The following is a 17,963-nucleotide window of genomic DNA, read 5'->3' as shown; positions in this document are numbered from 1 at the left end:
TATTAGGCCCAAAAAAGAGCGACCCTGTACAGGGTCGCTCTTTTTTAGTTTGTATGCCTAGCTTTTACTAGGTCATTTGCTACAGCAAAGCCCGGAGTAGCTTGCGTACATCGTTGGTGGAGGCCACGTGGTATTGAGCCAAGGAGCGGCCGCCGGTGCCCACCTTTATAGTGTAGCCTTCTGCCTGCATGGCCCGGAACGTGTCTTCATCGGTTCGGTCGTCGCCGATGGCTAGGGCAAAATCGGGCTGGTAAGTGGCCAGCCAACGGGAGGCAGCGGAGCCTTTGTTGATGCCCGCCGTCTTGATTTCCAACACCTTGTTGCCTTCCATGACATGCAAATCGGTGTTAGAAGTCATGAAGGTGAGGTGGTTAAGCAACTCCCGGGTCCGGACCTCGCCTAGTTCGGCGTCGGCGCGGCGGTAGTGCCATACCAGCGAGTACTCCTTGTCTTCGATAAAGGAGCCAGCGGTGCGCGCCACATACAACTCCAGAATTGGGCGGATATCAGCCTTCCACTCGTTGTTTAACTGCTGAAACATTTGCCACTCCTCGCCCTTCGCGCGCAACCACACTCCATGTTCGGCAATAAAGTCGATGGGTAGGTGCCCGAGCCATTTCTGGAGGGTAGTCCGGTCGCGGCCACTGATAATGACGATGCGGTTCAGCGGATCGGCGCTCAAAGCCTGCAGCAGAAACAGAAGCTCCTGGTCGGGTTGGGCGCGTTGCGGCAAGGAGTTAAAGGGCGTCAGCGTACCGTCGTAGTCGAGCAGCAGCAAGCGGTGTTTGGCGGCTCGGAACTTGTTCTGGATTTGCGTTAGCACTGCTGGCGACATAATTTCAGTAGCCAGCGTCTGCTGCTTTATTTTGCTGTACTCCAGGCGGTTCATGAACAGCTTAGTCCAGGCAAACACATTGTACTGTTTTACGAGGGCCTGCATGGCACTCATCCGCAGTATCTGGTCTTCCTCAGGCATCACCAGCGCATCGTGCATTGCCTCCGCGAGTTGATTGGTGTCGGTGGGGTTAATAATAATGGCATCCGAGAGCTCCCGGGCTGCGCCAGCCCGCTCACTTAGAATCAGGACACCACGCTGGTCGACTTTACTGGCCACAAACTCTTTGGCTACCAAGTTCATGCCGTCGCGCATGGGAGTTACCAGCGCCACTTCGGCCAAGCGGTACAGCGAGGCTAGCTCCTCCAGCGGGAAAGAGCGGTAGAAGTAGTGAATAGGCGTCCAGCTGATGGTCCGGTACTGCGCATTAATGCGGCCCACCAGCTCGTCGATTTCTTCTTTCAGGCTGGCGTATTGCGCCACCTGGTCGCGGGAGGGTACTACCACCATAATCAGGCTTACTTGCTCGCGCCACTCAGGGTAGCGCTGCAGCAGCACCTCAAAGGCGCGCAGCCGCTGGGCAATGCCTTTGGAGTAGTCGAGCCGATCAATGGAAAGGATAACCCGCGTGTCGCGTAATGCTTCGCGGTATTCGGCCTCGTGCTTCTGAGCTTCTTCTGAGGCGGCTGCTTGCACGTAGCGCTCGTAGTCAATGCCCATCGGGAAGGCATCTACCAGCACGGTGCGGGTAGGCGTATCAATCTGTCCGTTCTGGGAGGAGAAGCCCAGCAGCTGCGACACGGCGCTGAGGAAGTGCCGCATGTAGCCAAACGTGTGAAAACCAATTAGGTCAGCGCCCAGCATGCCGCGTAGCAACTCAGCACGCCAAGGCAGTGCCCGAATCAGCTCGTAGGAAGGGAAGGGGATGTGCAGGAAAAAACCGATGGTTGCGTCTGGCCGCTCACGGCGCAGCATTTCAGGTAGCAGCAGCAGCTGGTAGTCATGGACCCAAATGGTGTCCTCGGGGCCCGCCAGCGCCAGCACAGCTCGGCAGAACTTCTCATTTACTGCTACATATGCATCCCAGTGCGCCTGCTCGTAGGTGGCATACTGCGGGAAATAATGAAAGGTAGGCCACAGCGTGGAGTTGCTGAACCCTTCATAAAAATCCCGAATTTCCGACTCGGTCAGAAACACCGGCGACATGCTATCAGTGCTGAGTTGCTCCGTTACATAGGCTTCCTCGGCCTCATCCTCCACGAACAGCCCCGGCCAGCCCACCCACATATTGCCATCCTGCCTATAGATGGAGCCTAATCCGGTAGCCAACCCGCCTTCGCTGGGCTGAAACGTGAGGCTTTCTTCGGTGCGCTGGACTTTAGTTGGGAGACGATTCGAGACGATAATGGTTCGGGACATGAGCCTGTAAACAGTTGGTTAACTACCAAGCTTACGGGAGAAAATGGTGATCAGCCATTATTTTTTTCTCTCCTTTTTTCTACCGTGCGCGCAACCCAAACCCAAGCTCAACACTCCGGCAGCCGCATGAGAAGGCAAAGAATGGCTGTGTTTTTGAGCCGATGCGGCAAGCGCTAGGTCCACTCAACCGGCGAACCGCGAGGCCGCATGAACTGATACTGTGGAAGGGAACCCGTGCTTGCACAACAGCTTTCAGACTAGCGCTGTGTGTAGCGCCGAACCCTAGCCAATAAAGAGGAGTGATAGACGCACTTGGGCAACAAAAAAGCCTCTGCGCTGGCGCAGAGGCTTTTTACAATGTTGTAGTCCGTAGGGGAATCGAACCCCTGTTGGTAGAATGAAAATCTACTGTCCTAACCCCTAGACGAACGGACCAGTTACCCACGGAGCGTTTTCCGTTTTGGTGATGCAAAGATAGGGAGCCAAACATTCGGCGCAATAGCTCGATTTGAAAAAAAGTACTGCTTTAGCTGAATAGGCTGATTTTCAAGTGAAAATTTTAAGCTCAGGGGGCTTTGCGGCCTGAGCAGGGGTAGTAAAAGCAGCCCGGGAAAGACGGATGTTCGGTTTGATTTGGCGAAATACCTGTAGCCTCCTACCTTCGCTGCGCGTTTTCACCCGGCCCCTCCGGACCGATAAACCTCCCATTTCCCCATACTACTATGGCTAAAATCAAAGTTGCCATTAACGGCTTCGGCCGCATTGGCCGTCTCACGTTCAAAGCGCTGTTGCAGCGCGAGAACGTAGAGGTCGTGGCTATCAACGACCTGACTGACAATAAAACGCTGGCGCACCTGCTGAAATTCGACTCCGTTCACGGTCGTTTTGACGGTACCGTAGCCTACGATGAGGAAAGCCTGACCGTAAATGGTAAGCGTATTGCTGCGCTGGCTGAGCGCGACCCCAAGCTGCTGCCCTGGGGCCAGATGGGCGTAGACGTGGTGCTGGAATCAACCGGCCGCTTCGTAGATGAGGCTGGCGCAGGCCAACACCTGACTGCTGGTGCTAAAAAGGTGGTTATCTCGGCTCCGGCTACGGGTAACATCCCTACGGTAGTACTGGGCGTGAACGAAGACATCCTGACCGGCGAGGAAACCATCCTCTCCAACGCTTCGTGCACCACCAACTGCCTGGCTCCAATGGCGAAGGTTCTCGACGACGCATTTGGCATCGAGAAAGGCTACATCACCACGGTGCACGCCTACACCTCTGACCAGAACCTGCAGGACGCGCCACACAAAGATTTGCGCCGCGCCCGTGCTGCTGCCTACAGCATCATCCCAACCAGCACAGGTGCTGCCAAGGCCGTGGGCCTGGTGCTGCCCCAGCTGAAGGGCAAGCTAGACGGTATCGCCATGCGCGTGCCTATTCCGGATGGCTCGACCACGGATTTGACCGTGATTCTGAAGCGTGAGGTAACCAAGGAGGAAATCAATGCAGCCGTAAAAGCTGCTGCTGAAGGCCCGCTGAAAGGCATCCTGGAATACAGCACCGATCCGCTGGTGAGCATCGACATCGTGGGCAACCCGCACTCGTGCATCTTCGACTCGGAGCTGACCTCAGCCAACGGTTCGTTGGTGAAAGTGGTAGGCTGGTACGACAACGAAACCGGCTACAGCACCCGCACTGCTGACCTCATCCAGAAACTGGGCGAGAAAATGAACGGCTAAGCTTTTAAGCTTATCGAATACGAAGCCGCCTGCTCGGGAAACCGGGCAGGCGGTTTTACTTTATCGGAGGGCTAGGAATGAGGGGCTATGTGGGCACAAGGAAGCCCAGAGGCTCCGAACCCAACTTGGACTTCTATCTTTAGCGGGCTCTATCATTCACTTACTAGGTTACTGTTTGTGCGCATCTGCTTTATCCTGAATCCGACCTCGGGTACCAACCGCACCCAGGATGTGCCGGCGCTCCTCACGCGCTATGCCACCGCCGCCGGTGCCGACTTCGAGATTCAAGCCACCGAATACGCCGGGCATGCGGAGTTACTAGCCCGCCACGCGGCGCAAACCGGGTTCCGGGTGGTGGTGGCCGTGGGCGGCGACGGCACGGTAAATGAAGTGGCCCGCGGCCTGCTGGGTACCTCGGCGGCGCTGGGTATTGTACCTCGCGGTTCCGGTAATGGCTTGGCCCGCCATCTGCACATCCCGCTTGATTTGCCGGGGGCCGTGCAACGGGTCAGCCGCCCTACGTTCCAGCGCATTGATGCTGGCCGCATTAACGGGCATTGGTTTTTCTGCACGGCTGGGCTAGGCTTTGATGCGCATGTCAGCAAGATGTTTGCCCGGGCCGGTACGCGCGGGTTGAGCACGTACGTGAAGGTAGCGTTGCGCGAGTACCGGCGCTACCGCCCCGTGCCGGTGCAAGTGCAGCTCAACGACTTGGTGCTGGAAACTAGTTGTTACGTGCTGGCCTTCGCTAATGCCGCCCAATACGGCAACAACGCCTACATCGCGCCCCGCGCCGATATTCAGGATGGGTTGCTGGATGTCTGCCTGATTGATGCCTTGCCGCTAACCCGCGCCGTGCGGGTGGGCGTGGCCCTAGCCCTCGGAACACTGGCAACCTCCGGCAGCGCCGTGTTTCACACCAGCCGCCATATCCGCGTCCAGACAGCACATTCCTTGGGTTTCCACGTGGATGGCGACTATGTAGGAGAGGCCGCCGAGTTTGAAGTAGAACTGGAAGAGCTGGCCCTGGAAGTAGCCGTGTAATCAAGGGTGAAACAGTAGAAGGAGAAGCGGCGCACAGACGCGAGGGCCATCTTTCCTTACTGTAACTTCAACTATGGAAACACTGGAACAGTCAGGGGTCTGACCGCGCACCCCGAAACGTTTTCACAATTTCACGCTTCACAACTTCACAAATTGCTTTATGAAAGCCGATAAAAAACGCCGGGAAGGAGTGGTATATTCCACTAACCCCGATTTTGAGTACCAGGAAAACGGCGAGGAGCAGGCCAGCACCTTGCCGCCCCAACAGCAGAACTTGCGGGTGCAGCTGGATAAAAAGGCGCGGGGTGGCAAGCAGGTTACGCTGATAACAGGCTTCGTAGGTCAGGACGCCGACCTACAGGAGCTGGGCAAGCTGCTTAAAACCAAATGCGCGGTAGGCGGCAACACCAAAGAGGGCGAAATCATCATCCAAGGAGATTTCCGCGACAAGGTGATGGCCGTGCTGCTGGAGAAAGGGTATAAGGCCAAGAAGGCCGGCGGCTAAGGTTGCGGGCTGCCACGCTTGCCTCCACGTTGCCTTTCCTCGTTATCTATGGCTGCTGAACCTGCTACTGTCCATTCGCTTGCTGAAAACTGGGTTATTGAAGCTGTGCAATGGCTCAAGCTCGGGATTGAAACAATTGGGGCTGTCATCATTGCCCTGGGCATTGTGCTAGCCGGTATCTTATTTCTGAAGGCGTTGGCCAAGCGCCAAACCGCCGATTTTACGGCCATTCGCCTGACCTTGGCGCGCTACCTGGCCCTGGCCCTGGAATTTCAGCTTGGCGCCGATATCCTGTCCACGGCCATTTCGCCCAGTTGGGAGCAAATTGGGAAGTTGGGTGCTATTGCCGTCATCCGGACGGCCCTTAACTTCTTTCTCTCCAAGGAAATGAAAGACGAACACCACCAAGTTGCCGAAGCGCACCTCGACCGGCGCGCCAACCAATAAGCCACTAGGACCTTTGCTGCGCCAAATAGGCTAGGGCGCGGGCTACGTCTTCGGGCGTATCAATACCAATGGTTTCCAATTCGGTTTCGGCGGTAAGAATGCGGTAGCCGTTTTCCAGCCAGCGCAGTTGCTCCAGGCTTTCGGCCAGCTCCAGGGCCGAGGGGGGCAGCTGGGTGATTTCGGCCAGCACATCGGGCCGATACGCGTAAAGACCAATGTGCCGGAAATAGCGGTGGTGCTGCAGCCATTGGTCTTCGGCTTGTTGGCGCTGGAAGGGTAGTGGATGGCGGCTGAAGTACAAGGCATAGCCGGCGGCGTCGCGCACTACTTTGGGCAGGTGCGGGCTGAAAAGCTCATCCTCCGTGAGCACCGGCTTGACCAAGGTAGCCAGCTGAGGTGGCTCGGCCCGTGCAAAGAGCTGCACCAGGGCATCAATCTGAGCCGCATGAATGAAGGGTTCATCGCCCTGAATATTAATGATACAATCAGCGGCAGTGTTGAGCTGTTGGTAGGCATCCCATACCCGGTCGGTACCACTAGGGTGGTTGGGGGAGGTAAGCACGGCCTCGCCGCCAAACCCACGTACGTGGTCAAGTATGCGCGCATCATCGGTGGCTACTACCACCCGACTTAGGCCCGACTGGCTGGCCTGCGCTACCACCCGCTGGATCATGGATTGGCCGCCTAAGTCAACTAGCGGTTTGCCGGGCAGGCGGGTAGAGGCGTAGCGGGCAGGAATGATACCGATGGCGTGCATAAGCAAGTGCGAAAAAAGGTGAGCAGCACAAAAGTCGAAAAAACCAGCCTAGCACCAGCATCTCCTGAAATCGAGCAATAAAAAACTGCTGCTGTGATATTGAGGCGGTTGCTTTCGCCTGAATCCGTAACTTTCGGCAAACTTTATGTGAGTTGCTGTTTTCGCCCGCTTTAGGGCCAGCTCACCTTCTTTCTGCTTGCCGTTAGTATGTCCCGATTTTTGTTGCTGAGCACCGCGCTTACCATTACTGGTTTTACTGCCCTGGCCGGGCCCGGTCGGGTTGCTTCTCCCGATTCCATTGGGGTAGAGTATCGCAACAATAAAATGCTGATTAAGCACCGCGTAGTGCCTGGCGAAACCCTTTATGGGCTGGCGCGGCGCTACAAAGTGCCTGTGGAGCAGATTGTGGAAGCCAACTCCGACCAGAAAGGAGCATTAGTAACCGGCCAGATTGTGCTGGTGCCCCGCAACCGTGTGGTTTTGTCGCAGCCTGCCGCACCAAAGGCAGCTCCCGCCACTACCACTGCTTCCGTTCGGGCCTTGCCAACGGATGCCAACGGCAACCGCGTGTATAAGGTAGAGCCCGGCGTGACCCTGTTTGCCATTGCGCGCCGTTTCCAAACCACGCCGGCCGAACTAGCTCGCCTGAACGGCTTTGCCACAAACTACAATGTGCGTGTGGGCCAAAGCGTGATTGTGGCCGCTGGTGCAAGCACTCCTGCACCGGCTCGCCCGGCCGCGCCTGTTGCCGCCGCTCCGGCTCGCACTACCCCCGCCGCGCGCCCAGAGCGCGACGAGGATGCGGAGCGCAGCAACCGGGAGCGGGAAACCCGGGAACGGGAGGCGCGGGAGCGCGCCGCTCGTGAGCGGGCCCGCGACTCAGCCACTACCCCCGCCGTAACCCCCGAAGCACCAAGCACTGCACCAGCTCCAGAAAAGGAACGCGGCCCGGAGCGAGCAAGTGAAATTGTGCGCCGCGTATCAGAAAGCGGGCTGGCTACGGCTATCCAGACGGATGCATCGGATAAATACCTGGCCCTGCACAAAACGGCGCCGGTAGGTACCATTATGCAGGTGCGCAACATCATGAATGGCCAATCGGTGTACGTGCGGGTAATTGGACCCTTGCCTGATACCGGCGAAAACACCAACATTCTGGTGCGCCTGTCTAAGAAAGCGGTGCAGCGCCTTGCCACGCCCGACCAGCGCTTCCGGGTAGAGACCAGTTATGTGCCGTAACGGTTTATGCGTGCAGTAGGGGTAGTACTTATCCTGTTAAGCTTAGCCCCGTGGTGTAAGGCGCAGCAAGGAGCCATGGGGTTGCTGGAGCGTGCGCATGCCCTTCAACAAGCCGCTCAGTATGAGCAGGCGCTACCCTTCTTACGGCAAGCGGCTGCGTTAGGAATGCCCCAGGCCCAGTATGAGTTGGGCAAAGCATACCACGCCGGGCAAGGCGTAACCCGGAACGATACGCTAGCCATCAGTTGGTTGGAAAAAGCTGCCCAGCGCCAGTATGTGCCGGCGCAACACACGCTCGGAGGTGAATTCTGGTATTCTGGCTTAATCAGTAAGAAGCGCGCATTGGCGTGGCTTCAGGCTGGCGCGGCTGCCGGCGACTTCGAAAGCTTGGTACACTTGCACCACCGTTGTGACAGCACGTATGCCCAGAACCCAGCGCCTCCAGTAGGAGCGTATGCGCTGCACCTCAGAAAGCAGATTGCAGCGTGGGCAAAGCCTGTTCAGAAGCACGATAGTGCCACTGTTTTTCAAGCAGCGTTTCAGCTAGGGGTTTGGTATCATGAGGGATACCGCTTGGCCAAGGACCCGGTAGAAAGCTATGCGTGGTTTCTGCTAATGAATGAGATGCTTACCTTAGAAACGTTGCTGATCAGGAGCGAAGCTTTCCTCGAGCACGTTTCGCTGTTGCATCCGCAACTAACACCCGCCCAACGCACACTAGCCCTGCGCCGGGCCGAAACCCTAGGCCAGCGCAAGTTGCGCCGGCTGCCGCAATTCAATGAAGCCCTGACGCGGTTCAAGCCCGTAAAGAGGGTAGCCGAGCCTGAACAAGGGGGAGGCTGGTAACCTTTTGAGAACCTTCGCTTAGTGAATCACGCCCAAGTCCGTCATCTACTCGACGATAAATACCTGCATTACGATCAGCCTGCGTTTATCACCGCCGACCCGATCAGCATCCCGCACCGCTTTTCGCAGCGCCAGGACATCGAAATCAGCGGATTATTTGCCGCGCTGCTAGCCTGGGGCCGGCGCCCAACCATCATCAACAAGTGCTCGGAGCTTATGCACCGCATGGACGATGCCCCGCATCAGTTTATCACGCAGCATCAGGACGAGGACCTGAAAAAGCTGTTGGGGTTCTGCCACCGTACTTTCTGCGACACCGACCTGCTGTACTTTGTGCACTGGCTGCGCTGGTTTTACGGTGGCCACGATACGCTGGAAGACGCATTTCTGAAAGGCAACACCCAAAAAGAGCGGCTCGAAAACTTTCACACTCTGTTTTTTAGTTTGGAAGAGGCTCCTCATCGCACTCGTAAGCACGTGGCCACACCGGCCCGAGGCTCGGCCTGTAAACGCATCAATATGTACCTGCGCTGGATGGTGCGCCCCGATGCTCAAGGCGTCGACTTTGGCCTCTGGACGCGCCTTTCGCCTGCCGACCTGATTTGCCCTTGTGATGTGCACGTGGAGCGCGTAGCCCGGCGGCTGGGCCTGCTGGAACGCAAACAGATGGATTGGCTTGCTGCCGAAGACCTAACGGCTCACCTACGCACCTTCGACCCCCAAGATCCGGTGAAGTATGACTTTGCCTTATTTGGGCTGGGCGTGGAAGGAGAAATGTAAAAAAGAGCCACTTGGTTTTATATGGCTTTTCATGAATCTTTCCGGCCCTCAGGAATGTTTACGTTCACATTCCCATCCCACCATACAACACTACTTACTAAGTACCTGATTTGATTCTTCCTCAGAATTTTGAGCAAAAAATAGGATTCTCTCAGCTGCGCGAGATGCTGGATAGCCTGTGCCTGAGTGCGCTAGGCCGTCATTTCGTGGCGAAGATGAGTTTCCAGACCAAGCACGATCAGCTGCACAAGCTGCTGCTCCAGACCGATGAGTTTCGTCAGTTGCTGGCCAGCGGCGCGGACTTTCCCAGCCAGCATTACCACGATGTGCACCAGCATTTGGTGCGCGCCAACATACCCGGTTCCTACCTGGAGGTAGCGGCGTTTTATGCTGTGAAAATGAGTTTGCGCACCATTCGGGAGGCGCTTACCTTCTTCACCCACGCCGACGAAGAGCTGTATCCTACGCTGCGGCTGCTGGGTATTGGCGTGCAGGTAGACCGCAACCTGCTAGCTAACCTCGACAAGGTAGTTGACGACGAGGGGCAGGTGCGCGAAAATGCTTCGCCGTTGCTAGGCCAGTTGCGGCAGGAACTCATTAGCCGGCAGGTGCAGCTGCGCAAGCAAATCAGTGGCATCTTGCGTCATGCCCGCCAGGAAGGCTGGGTGCCCGAAGGGGCTGAGCCTACCATCCGGGGTGGGCGTTTGGTGCTGCCGGTTATTGCCGAGCACAAGCGCCGCGTAAAAGGCCTGATTCATGATGAGTCGGCAACGGGGCAGACGGTGTTTATTGAGCCGGAAGCCGTGTTTGAGCTGAACAACGACATCAAGGACCTTGAGAATGCCTACCAGCGCGAGCTGATTCGCATCCTTACCCAACTGACGGCCCAACTGCGTCCGCACATTCCGGACTTGCGCAAGGCCTACCAGTACTTGGGGCTGCTGGACTTTATCCGGGCAAAGGCGCAGCTAGCCTACCGCCTAGAGGCTACGCTGCCGGTGCTGCACCCAAAGCCACTGCTACGCTGGCACCAGGTGCGCCATCCGCTGCTCTACCTCACGTTCCAGGCTCACGCCAAAGATGACCCTAGGAAAGTCGTGCCGCTGGATATTGAGCTGACGCCGGAGAAGCGGATTCTGCTGATTTCGGGGCCCAATGCCGGGGGTAAGTCTGTGAGCATGAAAACGGTGGGCTTGGTGCAGTATATGCTGCAGTGCGGCTTGCTGATTCCGGCTGGCGAAACGTCGGAGTCGGGCGTGTTCGATGATATTTTTCTGGACATCGGCGACGAGCAGAGCCTGGAAAACGACCTGAGCACGTACTCCTCGCACTTGCTGAGCATGAAGCAGTTCGTGACCCTAGCCAACAAGCGCAGCCTCGTGCTGATTGACGAGTTTGGAACCGGCACGGAGCCTAGCTTGGGCGGGGCCATTGCCGAAGCCGTGCTGGAGCAGTTGAACCGGGCCCGGGCGTTTGGCGTCATTACTACGCACTACACCAACCTCAAGAACTACGCGGAACGGACAGAGGGCATCGTGAACGGCGCCATGCGCTACGACCCCGATCAGCTTCAGCCACTCTACCGCCTCGAGACCGGCAAGCCGGGCTCCAGCTTTGCCATCGAAATTGCCCGCAAAATTGGTCTGCCAAAGCAGATTGTGGAGCGCGCTACGCAGCTCGTGGGCAAAGATAAAATCCGCTACGACCGGCTCCTGGAAGGCCTGGAAAAAGAGAAAACCGAGCTGGAGCAGCGCACCGCCGAGGCTGCCAAGGCCGAGCGGCGCATGAAAAAAGCCGCCCAGGAATACCAAGACCTCAAGAAGTACCTCGACGAAACCACGCTCGATGTACTACGGGAGGCTAAGGCTAAGGCCAAGATGCTGCTCAAGGATACCAACCAGCAGATTGAGGCCACCATCCAGGAAATCAGGCTGGGCCAGGCCGAAAAGGAGCGTACCAAGGAAGCGCGCGGTAAGCTCGATACCTTTGTGCGGGAAAAACTGCAGATTGAGCCTCCCAAGCCCAAAGCCACCCGCGAGTTAGCCGACCCCAGCACCCTGAAACCCGGCGACAAGGTAGCACTGCTGGGGCAGGAGGGCCACGGCGAAATTATGGCGGTGAAAGGTAAAACGGCCGAGGTTTCCTTTGGAGGTATGAAAACCATCGTGAAGGTAAACCAGCTGGAAAAGCTGACTCGTTCCGAGATTCGGGAGCGGGAAAAAGAAGCGGCCCGCAAGGCCCCGGCGCAGTACTCCGGCTTCAGTACCACCGATAAAATGTCGAGCTTTAGCCCCACGCTTGACCTGCGGGGCGAGCGGGCCGAGGATGCGCTAAACAAAATCCGGAGCTACGTCGACGACGCCATCATGCTCGGGGTGCCGGAAATCAAAATCCTGCACGGCCGCGGAAATGGCGTTTTGCGCCAGATTGCCCGCGACTACCTGCACCACGTGCGGGAAGTAGCCAGCGTAGCCGACGAACACGCCGACCGCGGCGGCGACGGAGCCACCGTTGCTGTGCTGAAATAGCCGCGTACACTTTGCCACTACCTGAGGCCTAGTGATTTACTAGCTTAGAAAAACACTAAAAGCCCGTTGTAGCAGTACAACGGGCTTTTACATACCATTCCAACGCATGCATCCTCGCAACCCCCACGCCGCCCGCTACGACTTCCCGCAGCTCATCAGCATCAGTCCTGAGCTAGCCCCCTTCGTGATACCAAACCCCAGCGGCGACACCAGCATCGATTTTGCCAACCCGGCCGCGGTAAAAGCCCTGAATCGGGCGCTCCTCAAGCAGTTTTATGGGGTAGCACACTGGGATGTGCCCGCCGGTTACCTGTGCCCGCCTATCCCGGGCCGGGCCGACTACATTCATTATGCCGCTGATTTGCTAGCCTCTGAAAACCAAGGAACCGCGCCGCGCGGCAAGTCGGTGCACGTGCTGGATGTAGGCGTGGGTGCCAACTGCGTATATCCCATTATCGGCACGCATGACTACGGTTGGCGCTTCGTAGGCTCGGAGGTAGACCAGGTAGCACTGCGCGCTGCCAAAACCATGGTGGCAGTAAATACGGCTCTGTCAGGACGGGTTGATCTGCGCCTGCAAACCCATGCCGACTACATTTTCGACGGCATTATGAAGCCCCGCGAGGAGTTTGACTTGGTTATCTGCAACCCGCCCTTTCATCTGTCGGCAGAGGATGCGGCCGCGGGCAGCCGCCGCAAGGGACGCAACCTAGGCTACGCCAAAACTCCCGAACCAATACTCAACTTTGGCGGCCAGAACACAGAGCTGTGGTGCGAAGGCGGCGAGGAAGGCTTCCTGAAACGCATGATTGCACAAAGCAAAGTCCTCGGCCCACGCGTACTGTGGTTTAGCTCGCTCATCTCCAAAAAGGAGACCCTGCCGAGCGTAAACTACTTCCTTAAACAAGCCGGCGCTATTGAGGTAAAAACCATTGAAATGACACAGGGCCAGAAAACCAGCCGCATTGTGGCCTGGACCTACCAAGAGCCCGAACAGCGGCAGCAATGGGCTGCGCGCCGCTGGAAACCAGCCGCTTAACTACTGCTGGGTACTATGACGGAAAATTTAAAAAGCGAGGCATCGGGGCTAGCAAGCAGCTAGTAACCCGATGTCTCGCTTTTTAAATTTAGCGGCCCGTTTTCCTATTACAGAATGTTTACTTCCGGGTGGAGCTCAATTCCAAACTTCTCGCGCACCGAGGCAATAATATCGAAGGCAAGCTCCCGAATATCATGGCCCTGAGCGCCGCCGTGATTTACAAGTACCAGAGCCTGCTTGTCATGCACGCCGTGGGCGCCGCGCCGCTGGCCTTTCCAGCCACACTGCTCAATAAGCCAACCAGCAGGCACTTTTACGCCGCCTGGTACGGGGTAGCCCGGAATTTCCGGATGCTGGGCCTTTAGCTCGTCATACTTCGCCTGCGATACTTCTGGGTTCTTAAAAAAAGAACCGGCGTTACCAATCTGAGTAGGGTCGGGGAGCTTGCTGCGGCGGATCTGCATCACGGCCTCACTGATCTGGCGGGGGGTCGCATCGCCTTCAATCCCCATGTCCTCGAGGGTTGTCTTGATAGCGCCGTAGCTGATGTTGGGCTTGGCCTGCCGGCTCAGGCGCAGCACTACCCCCGTCACGATAAACTGGTTTTTAAGCGGGCCTTTAAATACACTTTCGCGGTAGCCAAAGCCGCACTCCGAGGCCGAAAAGGTGCGCAATTGCCCGGTACTGATTTCTAGGGCTTCCAGTCGTTCAAAGGTGTCTTTCAGCTCCGAGCCATACGCGCCAATGTTCTGCAACGGCGCCGCACCCACCGTGCCCGGAATCAACGAGAGGTTCTCGATACCGCTCAAATCTTGCTCCAGCGTGTACTGCACCAGCCCATGCCACGACTCGCCGGCGCCGGCCCGCACCAAGGCCGTTTCCTCATCTTGGCTGATGATATCGAGCCCGCGAATCTCATTTTTCAGAACTATGCCGTCGAAATCCTGAGTAAAAAGAAGGTTAGAGCCGCCGCCTAGGATCAGCTTTTGCGTAGCCTGCAGTTCGGGTAGGGCCAGCAAGGCCCGCAGCTCATCCACGGAGGTGAAACGAGCAAAAAGCCGGGCTTTCACATCGAGGCCAAACGTATTGTACGGGCGCAGAGAAACGTTGTGTTCAAGAGCGGGAGCCGAAGCCATAGCACAGGAGGAGAGTTGATGTGCTGGCAAAGGTACGCTACACCGAGCAGGTTGCGCTAGCCGACTACCCTAGCAGCGGATCAGGTTATGGGGTGCGCCACCGCACGCCGCCGTTGCGGCGCATCCATTACCAGGGTAACCAGCAGAGCATGAGGCAGCGTCACGATGGACGCTACCACCAGCCCCAGGCTAAACCAGGCCGGCGCATCGGGGAGGCGGTCGGCAAGCAGGCGACCCAGTACCAGCAGTGCTACGCAGCTCACCAGCAGCAATGGGGCGGCCCGGCGCAGAAAATACCCGAGCTGTGGCAGTAGCGCCCGGGCACCCTGCGGCTGGCTGAGTCCGTAGCCCAGCCAGCCAGTCAGGCGTAGCACGTGCTGTAGGCTGTGCCAGAATACAAAATACACCACCACCGACCAGCGCGGGGTTAGTAAGAGCAGTAGCCCTCCTAGTACCAGTAGCTCCAGCAACTCACGGCCCAACAACTCCCAGCGCCGGCCTTGGGCGTACCAGTGCCAGAGCACAACGTGCCCAACTGCTACCAGCGCGCCCAGCACATTGGCCACTACCCGGAAGGTGGGTAGCGGAATGGGCGCTGACCCGGTGAAACGCAGTAAATCATTGACGATGCTGGCCGTTTCGGTGGGCCACCACGCGGCGGGTACCGCAAACAGTAACATACCGCGCAGCAGGCTGTGGATCAGCCAGCTTGCTACCGGTATTTGAGTAGGCGGCGGCGCGTCGGCCGAGCCCCAGTGCCACATCGTCAGCAGGAAAAACAGGGCTACGGTAGCAGCTGGCCATAGCCACCAGCACAGGCCTACTCCGGCCGCCAGCCCCAGGTAGCCCGCCAGAAACCGAACCCAGTAGCGCCAGTTGCTCAGTACGCTACCAGTAGGAGCGGTGGCCGGCACTACCAGCTGGTCGCAGGCACCGTGCGCTACGCCCAGCGCCACCATGCCCACCGCCAGCGGCAGGCCCAGCACCAGCTCGGTATAGGCCGGAAACAGGCGCCCGAGCCCAATGAGCAGGCCTACAGCCACGTAGGAGTAATAGCGCGGAGGCCAAGTAGCCGCCGCTATACCGGGAGAATGTTGCATACGAAATGGGTGGAAAGGCAAGCAGGCTGCGCGACCCGGAGTTGGGCAACGCAGCCTGCCAGCCGGTGAATTCCGAAAAAGCGGGGAGGACCGAGGCGGCCGTCCGTTGCGTTACACGATGGACGCCGCGTTGGCAGGAGCCACTTTTACTACCGATTCGCTGCGGGCAATACCATACACTACCAGCCCGAAACCAATTTTATTGATGGCATCGGCAATGTTGTAGAGTAGGTCGAGGTCGTGGGGACGAAGCAGGCCGGCTCCATCAGGCCCGAGCCAGCCGCCGGGCATGGCCATGTACCCGATAGGATAAATGGCCCAGCCAACCAGAATAAACCAGGCCAGCGCCCGTACACCCTTGCGCACGGCCACAGAGTTGGAAGCCGCCGCTAGCTGCGCCACTTCGCCCACCCAGGCTGAGTACAGGATGTACACGTAGCCGAGCGTGGAGAGAGAGCCCCACAGTACCGAATGCCTCATGGAGCCATCAGTGAAGGCCTCGCCAATGTAGCCGAATACCAGCATGATAACGGCAGCCAAAATCAGCTTCCAGAGCAGCGCCGTTTTGGCGCCCGCCGCTCGCACCAGCAGATAAAACTCTACCACCATGAGTGGCACAGTCAAGGTCCAGTCGATGTAGCGCAGCGCAATGGGGGTTTCGTTGGTGCTCACATAGTAGTCGCGCATGTAATAATAATGCACGGCCGCAATGCCCGTAATCAGGCCCGAAACCAGCAGGGAAGTTTTCCATTTGTCGGCTACCGTGCTCCGCTCAAACAGGAAGAAAATGGAGGCCGCCGCCATGGCCATGTATCCCGTGAAAAAGGTAAACGCCACTGGGTCGTCGACCGGGATACGCATGATGTCGAGAAATACCGTTTGCATGGGTAAGGGATTGAGGGTGAGAAAGAAATTACACTACATTAAGAAAGCTGCATGTTCTAATGTTTAACTTTTTGTTATAAAAGATTCAACAAAAAAAGTAAACAATTTGAGGAGTAAGCTCAGCTGTACTAATAGGCATCATTCCGCACCGTTTAGGCATAAAAAAAAGCGGGTCAGAGCCAGCTTCTTGCCTGGTTCCAACCCGCTCGTGGCGTATGTTAGTTGATGGATAGGTTACCGGACTCGGTACCCGCGCAAGGAGTAAAACAGAAGATACGCGTAGCAGAGCGCCGGCAGTATGAACGCCACACGCAGTCCACCCCCATTGGTAGCAATCCAGCCCATGAGGGGCGGCACCACAGCTCCACCCACAATGGCCATAATCAGGTAAGAAGAGCCTTGCTTGGTAAATTGACCTAGTCCTTTAATAGCCATGGGGAAAATGACAGGCCACATAATGGCGTTGCAAAGCCCACACAGCACAATCATCCAGAGTGCGGCTTCCCCGCTGGAAAGCATAGAAGCCACTACCAGCGCTACACCGGCGGCGCACACGCCTACTAGCATCTTCCGGTCGTTGAAGCGCTGCAGTAGCGGAATGCCCACAATGCGCCCCACCATCACGCCAAACCAATAAGAGGCCACCAGTACCGCACCCACAGCTTTCGTGAAACCGATGGTCGTGTCAATCGGGGCCGGCGATTTTCCGAAGAGCACCGACGCAAAATTGGTGACCACATTCAGGCCGCGTACCAGCTGTTGGGTGAAGCTGCTGAGCTGCGTAATTCCCTGCGACTCGCCGTAGCGAATCAGAAACGAGCCTAGGCCCACCTCAACCCCCACATACACAAAGATGGCCGCTATGCCCAGCACGAGGTGCGGATAGTCGAGGGCCGAGCGGCGGTTGGCGGCCGCAGGTAGCGTATCGGCTTGGTCATCGGCCGGCAGGCTTTCGATTTCAGGCAGGCGTAGCAGAAAAAAGATGCCCGCCAGCGCCACCAGAAAACCTGCCAGCCCCAAATAGAGCGGCTTAATGAGCGTGGCTTCCTCCGTCAGGCGTTGTTGTAGGGGTAGCGTAGCCAGTCGAGCCTTCAAAATCTCCGAAGTGCCAAACAAGATGGCCCCACCGATAAGCGGCGAAATGGTGCCGCCCAGCCCGTTGGCCACGCCTACAATGCTTACGCGGCTGGCCGCCCGGTTGGCCGGACCCAGCACCGAAACGTAGGGGTTAGCCGCTACCTGCAGCAGCGTGATGCCCGCGCCTAGCAGCCCCAGCGCCGTCAGGAACAGCGCGAAGGTGCGGGAGTTGGCAGCCGGCACAAACATTAAGGCGCCAGCGGCCATTACCAACAGCCCGAGCACAATCCCGCGCTGGTAGCCCAGGCGTTTCAATACAAAGCCCGCCGGCAACGACATCAGGAAATACGCCCCGAAAAAAGCCGACTGCACCAATGACGACTGTAAATCCGTGAGCTGGCAGATGTCCTTAAGGTAGGGCATCAGCACGTCGTTGAAGTTCGTGACGGCCCCGAATAGGAAGAACAGGCTCGTCATGGCGGCCATGGGCAGCGCGAAGCTGCGCGCCGTGCCGGCAGCAGCGGTGGGAGGGGAGGAAGAAGTGATAGGAGCAGCCATGCAGGCAGAAGTAGAGGAATGAGAGAGCCTTAAAGATA

The 17,963-nt window shown here is 57.6% G+C and carries 15 protein-coding genes and 1 tRNA gene; 9 read left to right on the top strand and 7 right to left on the bottom strand.

The features are described 5' to 3' along the window. Positions 1–79: 79 nt before the first annotated feature. On the bottom strand, positions 80–2,254 hold the full coding sequence (locus tag ACYVHC_RS13850) for a bifunctional alpha,alpha-trehalose-phosphate synthase (UDP-forming)/trehalose-phosphatase (RefSeq protein ID WP_460614348.1): 2,175 nt from the start codon (positions 2,252–2,254) through the stop codon (positions 80–82). Positions 2,255–2,617: 363 nt separating this feature from the next. After that, positions 2,618–2,689 (bottom strand) — tRNA-Glu (locus ACYVHC_RS13845). A 287-nt stretch (positions 2,690–2,976) separates the two neighbouring features. Here ACYVHC_RS13845 and gap point away from each other — a divergent pair. The 4 genes from gap to ACYVHC_RS13825 all read left to right on the top strand — a co-directional run bounded on the left by gap (position 2,977) and on the right by ACYVHC_RS13825 (position 5,980). Next, complete coding sequence (gene gap / locus ACYVHC_RS13840; protein WP_460614347.1) at positions 2,977–3,984, top strand: type I glyceraldehyde-3-phosphate dehydrogenase; 1,008 nt, start codon at positions 2,977–2,979, stop codon at positions 3,982–3,984. 177 nt (positions 3,985–4,161) lie between these two features. Next, positions 4,162–5,028 (top strand): diacylglycerol/lipid kinase family protein, encoded by an 867-nt coding sequence (locus ACYVHC_RS13835; protein ID WP_460614346.1) that lies wholly within the window; start codon positions 4,162–4,164, stop codon positions 5,026–5,028. A gap of 160 nt (positions 5,029–5,188) precedes the next feature. Continuing rightward, positions 5,189–5,533 (top strand): translation initiation factor, encoded by a 345-nt coding sequence (locus ACYVHC_RS13830; protein WP_460614345.1) that lies wholly within the window; start codon positions 5,189–5,191, stop codon positions 5,531–5,533. A 48-nt stretch (positions 5,534–5,581) separates the two neighbouring features. Beyond that, on the top strand, positions 5,582–5,980 hold the full coding sequence (locus ACYVHC_RS13825) for a DUF1622 domain-containing protein (RefSeq protein ID WP_460614344.1): 399 nt from the start codon (positions 5,582–5,584) through the stop codon (positions 5,978–5,980). Between the two features lie 4 nt (positions 5,981–5,984). On the opposite strand, the gene kdsB is transcribed toward ACYVHC_RS13825, so the two are convergent. Then, entirely contained in the window at positions 5,985–6,737 is a 753-nt protein-coding gene (gene kdsB, locus ACYVHC_RS13820) for a 3-deoxy-manno-octulosonate cytidylyltransferase (protein ID WP_460614343.1), read from the bottom strand. A 207-nt stretch (positions 6,738–6,944) separates the two neighbouring features. Between kdsB and ACYVHC_RS13815 the strand changes: the two genes are divergently transcribed. The 5 genes from ACYVHC_RS13815 (at position 6,945) to rlmF (ending at position 13,169) form a co-directional block, all read left to right on the top strand. Continuing rightward, entirely contained in the window at positions 6,945–7,976 is a 1,032-nt protein-coding gene (locus tag ACYVHC_RS13815; protein ID WP_460614342.1) for a LysM peptidoglycan-binding domain-containing protein, read from the top strand. Between the two features lie 6 nt (positions 7,977–7,982). Next, positions 7,983–8,822: a tetratricopeptide repeat protein gene (locus ACYVHC_RS13810; protein WP_460614341.1), complete on the top strand. Its 840-nt coding sequence runs from the start codon at positions 7,983–7,985 to the stop codon at positions 8,820–8,822. 21 nt (positions 8,823–8,843) lie between these two features. Then, a complete protein-coding gene (locus ACYVHC_RS13805; RefSeq protein ID WP_460614339.1) occupies positions 8,844–9,602 on the top strand; it encodes a DUF2400 domain-containing protein in 759 nt (252 codons plus the stop codon). Positions 9,603–9,712: 110 nt separating this feature from the next. Then, on the top strand, positions 9,713–12,130 hold the full coding sequence (locus tag ACYVHC_RS13800) for an endonuclease MutS2 (RefSeq protein WP_460614338.1): 2,418 nt from the start codon (positions 9,713–9,715) through the stop codon (positions 12,128–12,130). A gap of 106 nt (positions 12,131–12,236) precedes the next feature. Beyond that, entirely contained in the window at positions 12,237–13,169 is a 933-nt protein-coding gene (rlmF, locus tag ACYVHC_RS13795) for a 23S rRNA (adenine(1618)-N(6))-methyltransferase (RefSeq protein ID WP_460614337.1), read from the top strand. A 107-nt stretch (positions 13,170–13,276) separates the two neighbouring features. On the opposite strand, the gene murB is transcribed toward rlmF, so the two are convergent. From murB to ACYVHC_RS13775, 4 genes are all read right to left on the bottom strand, one after another. Then, positions 13,277–14,305 (bottom strand): UDP-N-acetylmuramate dehydrogenase, encoded by a 1,029-nt coding sequence (gene murB, locus ACYVHC_RS13790; RefSeq protein ID WP_460614336.1) that lies wholly within the window; start codon positions 14,303–14,305, stop codon positions 13,277–13,279. Positions 14,306–14,385: 80 nt separating this feature from the next. After that, entirely contained in the window at positions 14,386–15,405 is a 1,020-nt protein-coding gene (locus ACYVHC_RS13785) for a Brp/Blh family beta-carotene 15,15'-dioxygenase (protein ID WP_460614335.1), read from the bottom strand. Between the two features lie 111 nt (positions 15,406–15,516). Beyond that, positions 15,517–16,290, bottom strand: coding sequence for a bacteriorhodopsin-like (locus ACYVHC_RS13780; RefSeq protein WP_460614334.1), 774 nt, complete (start codon positions 16,288–16,290; stop codon positions 15,517–15,519). Positions 16,291–16,524: 234 nt separating this feature from the next. Next, positions 16,525–17,925: a sugar MFS transporter gene (locus ACYVHC_RS13775; protein WP_460614333.1), complete on the bottom strand. Its 1,401-nt coding sequence runs from the start codon at positions 17,923–17,925 to the stop codon at positions 16,525–16,527. Positions 17,926–17,963 lie beyond the last annotated feature (38 nt).

This window comes from Hymenobacter seoulensis, assembly GCF_054780535.1.
This window is presented reverse-complemented; position numbering and strand designations above follow the sequence as displayed.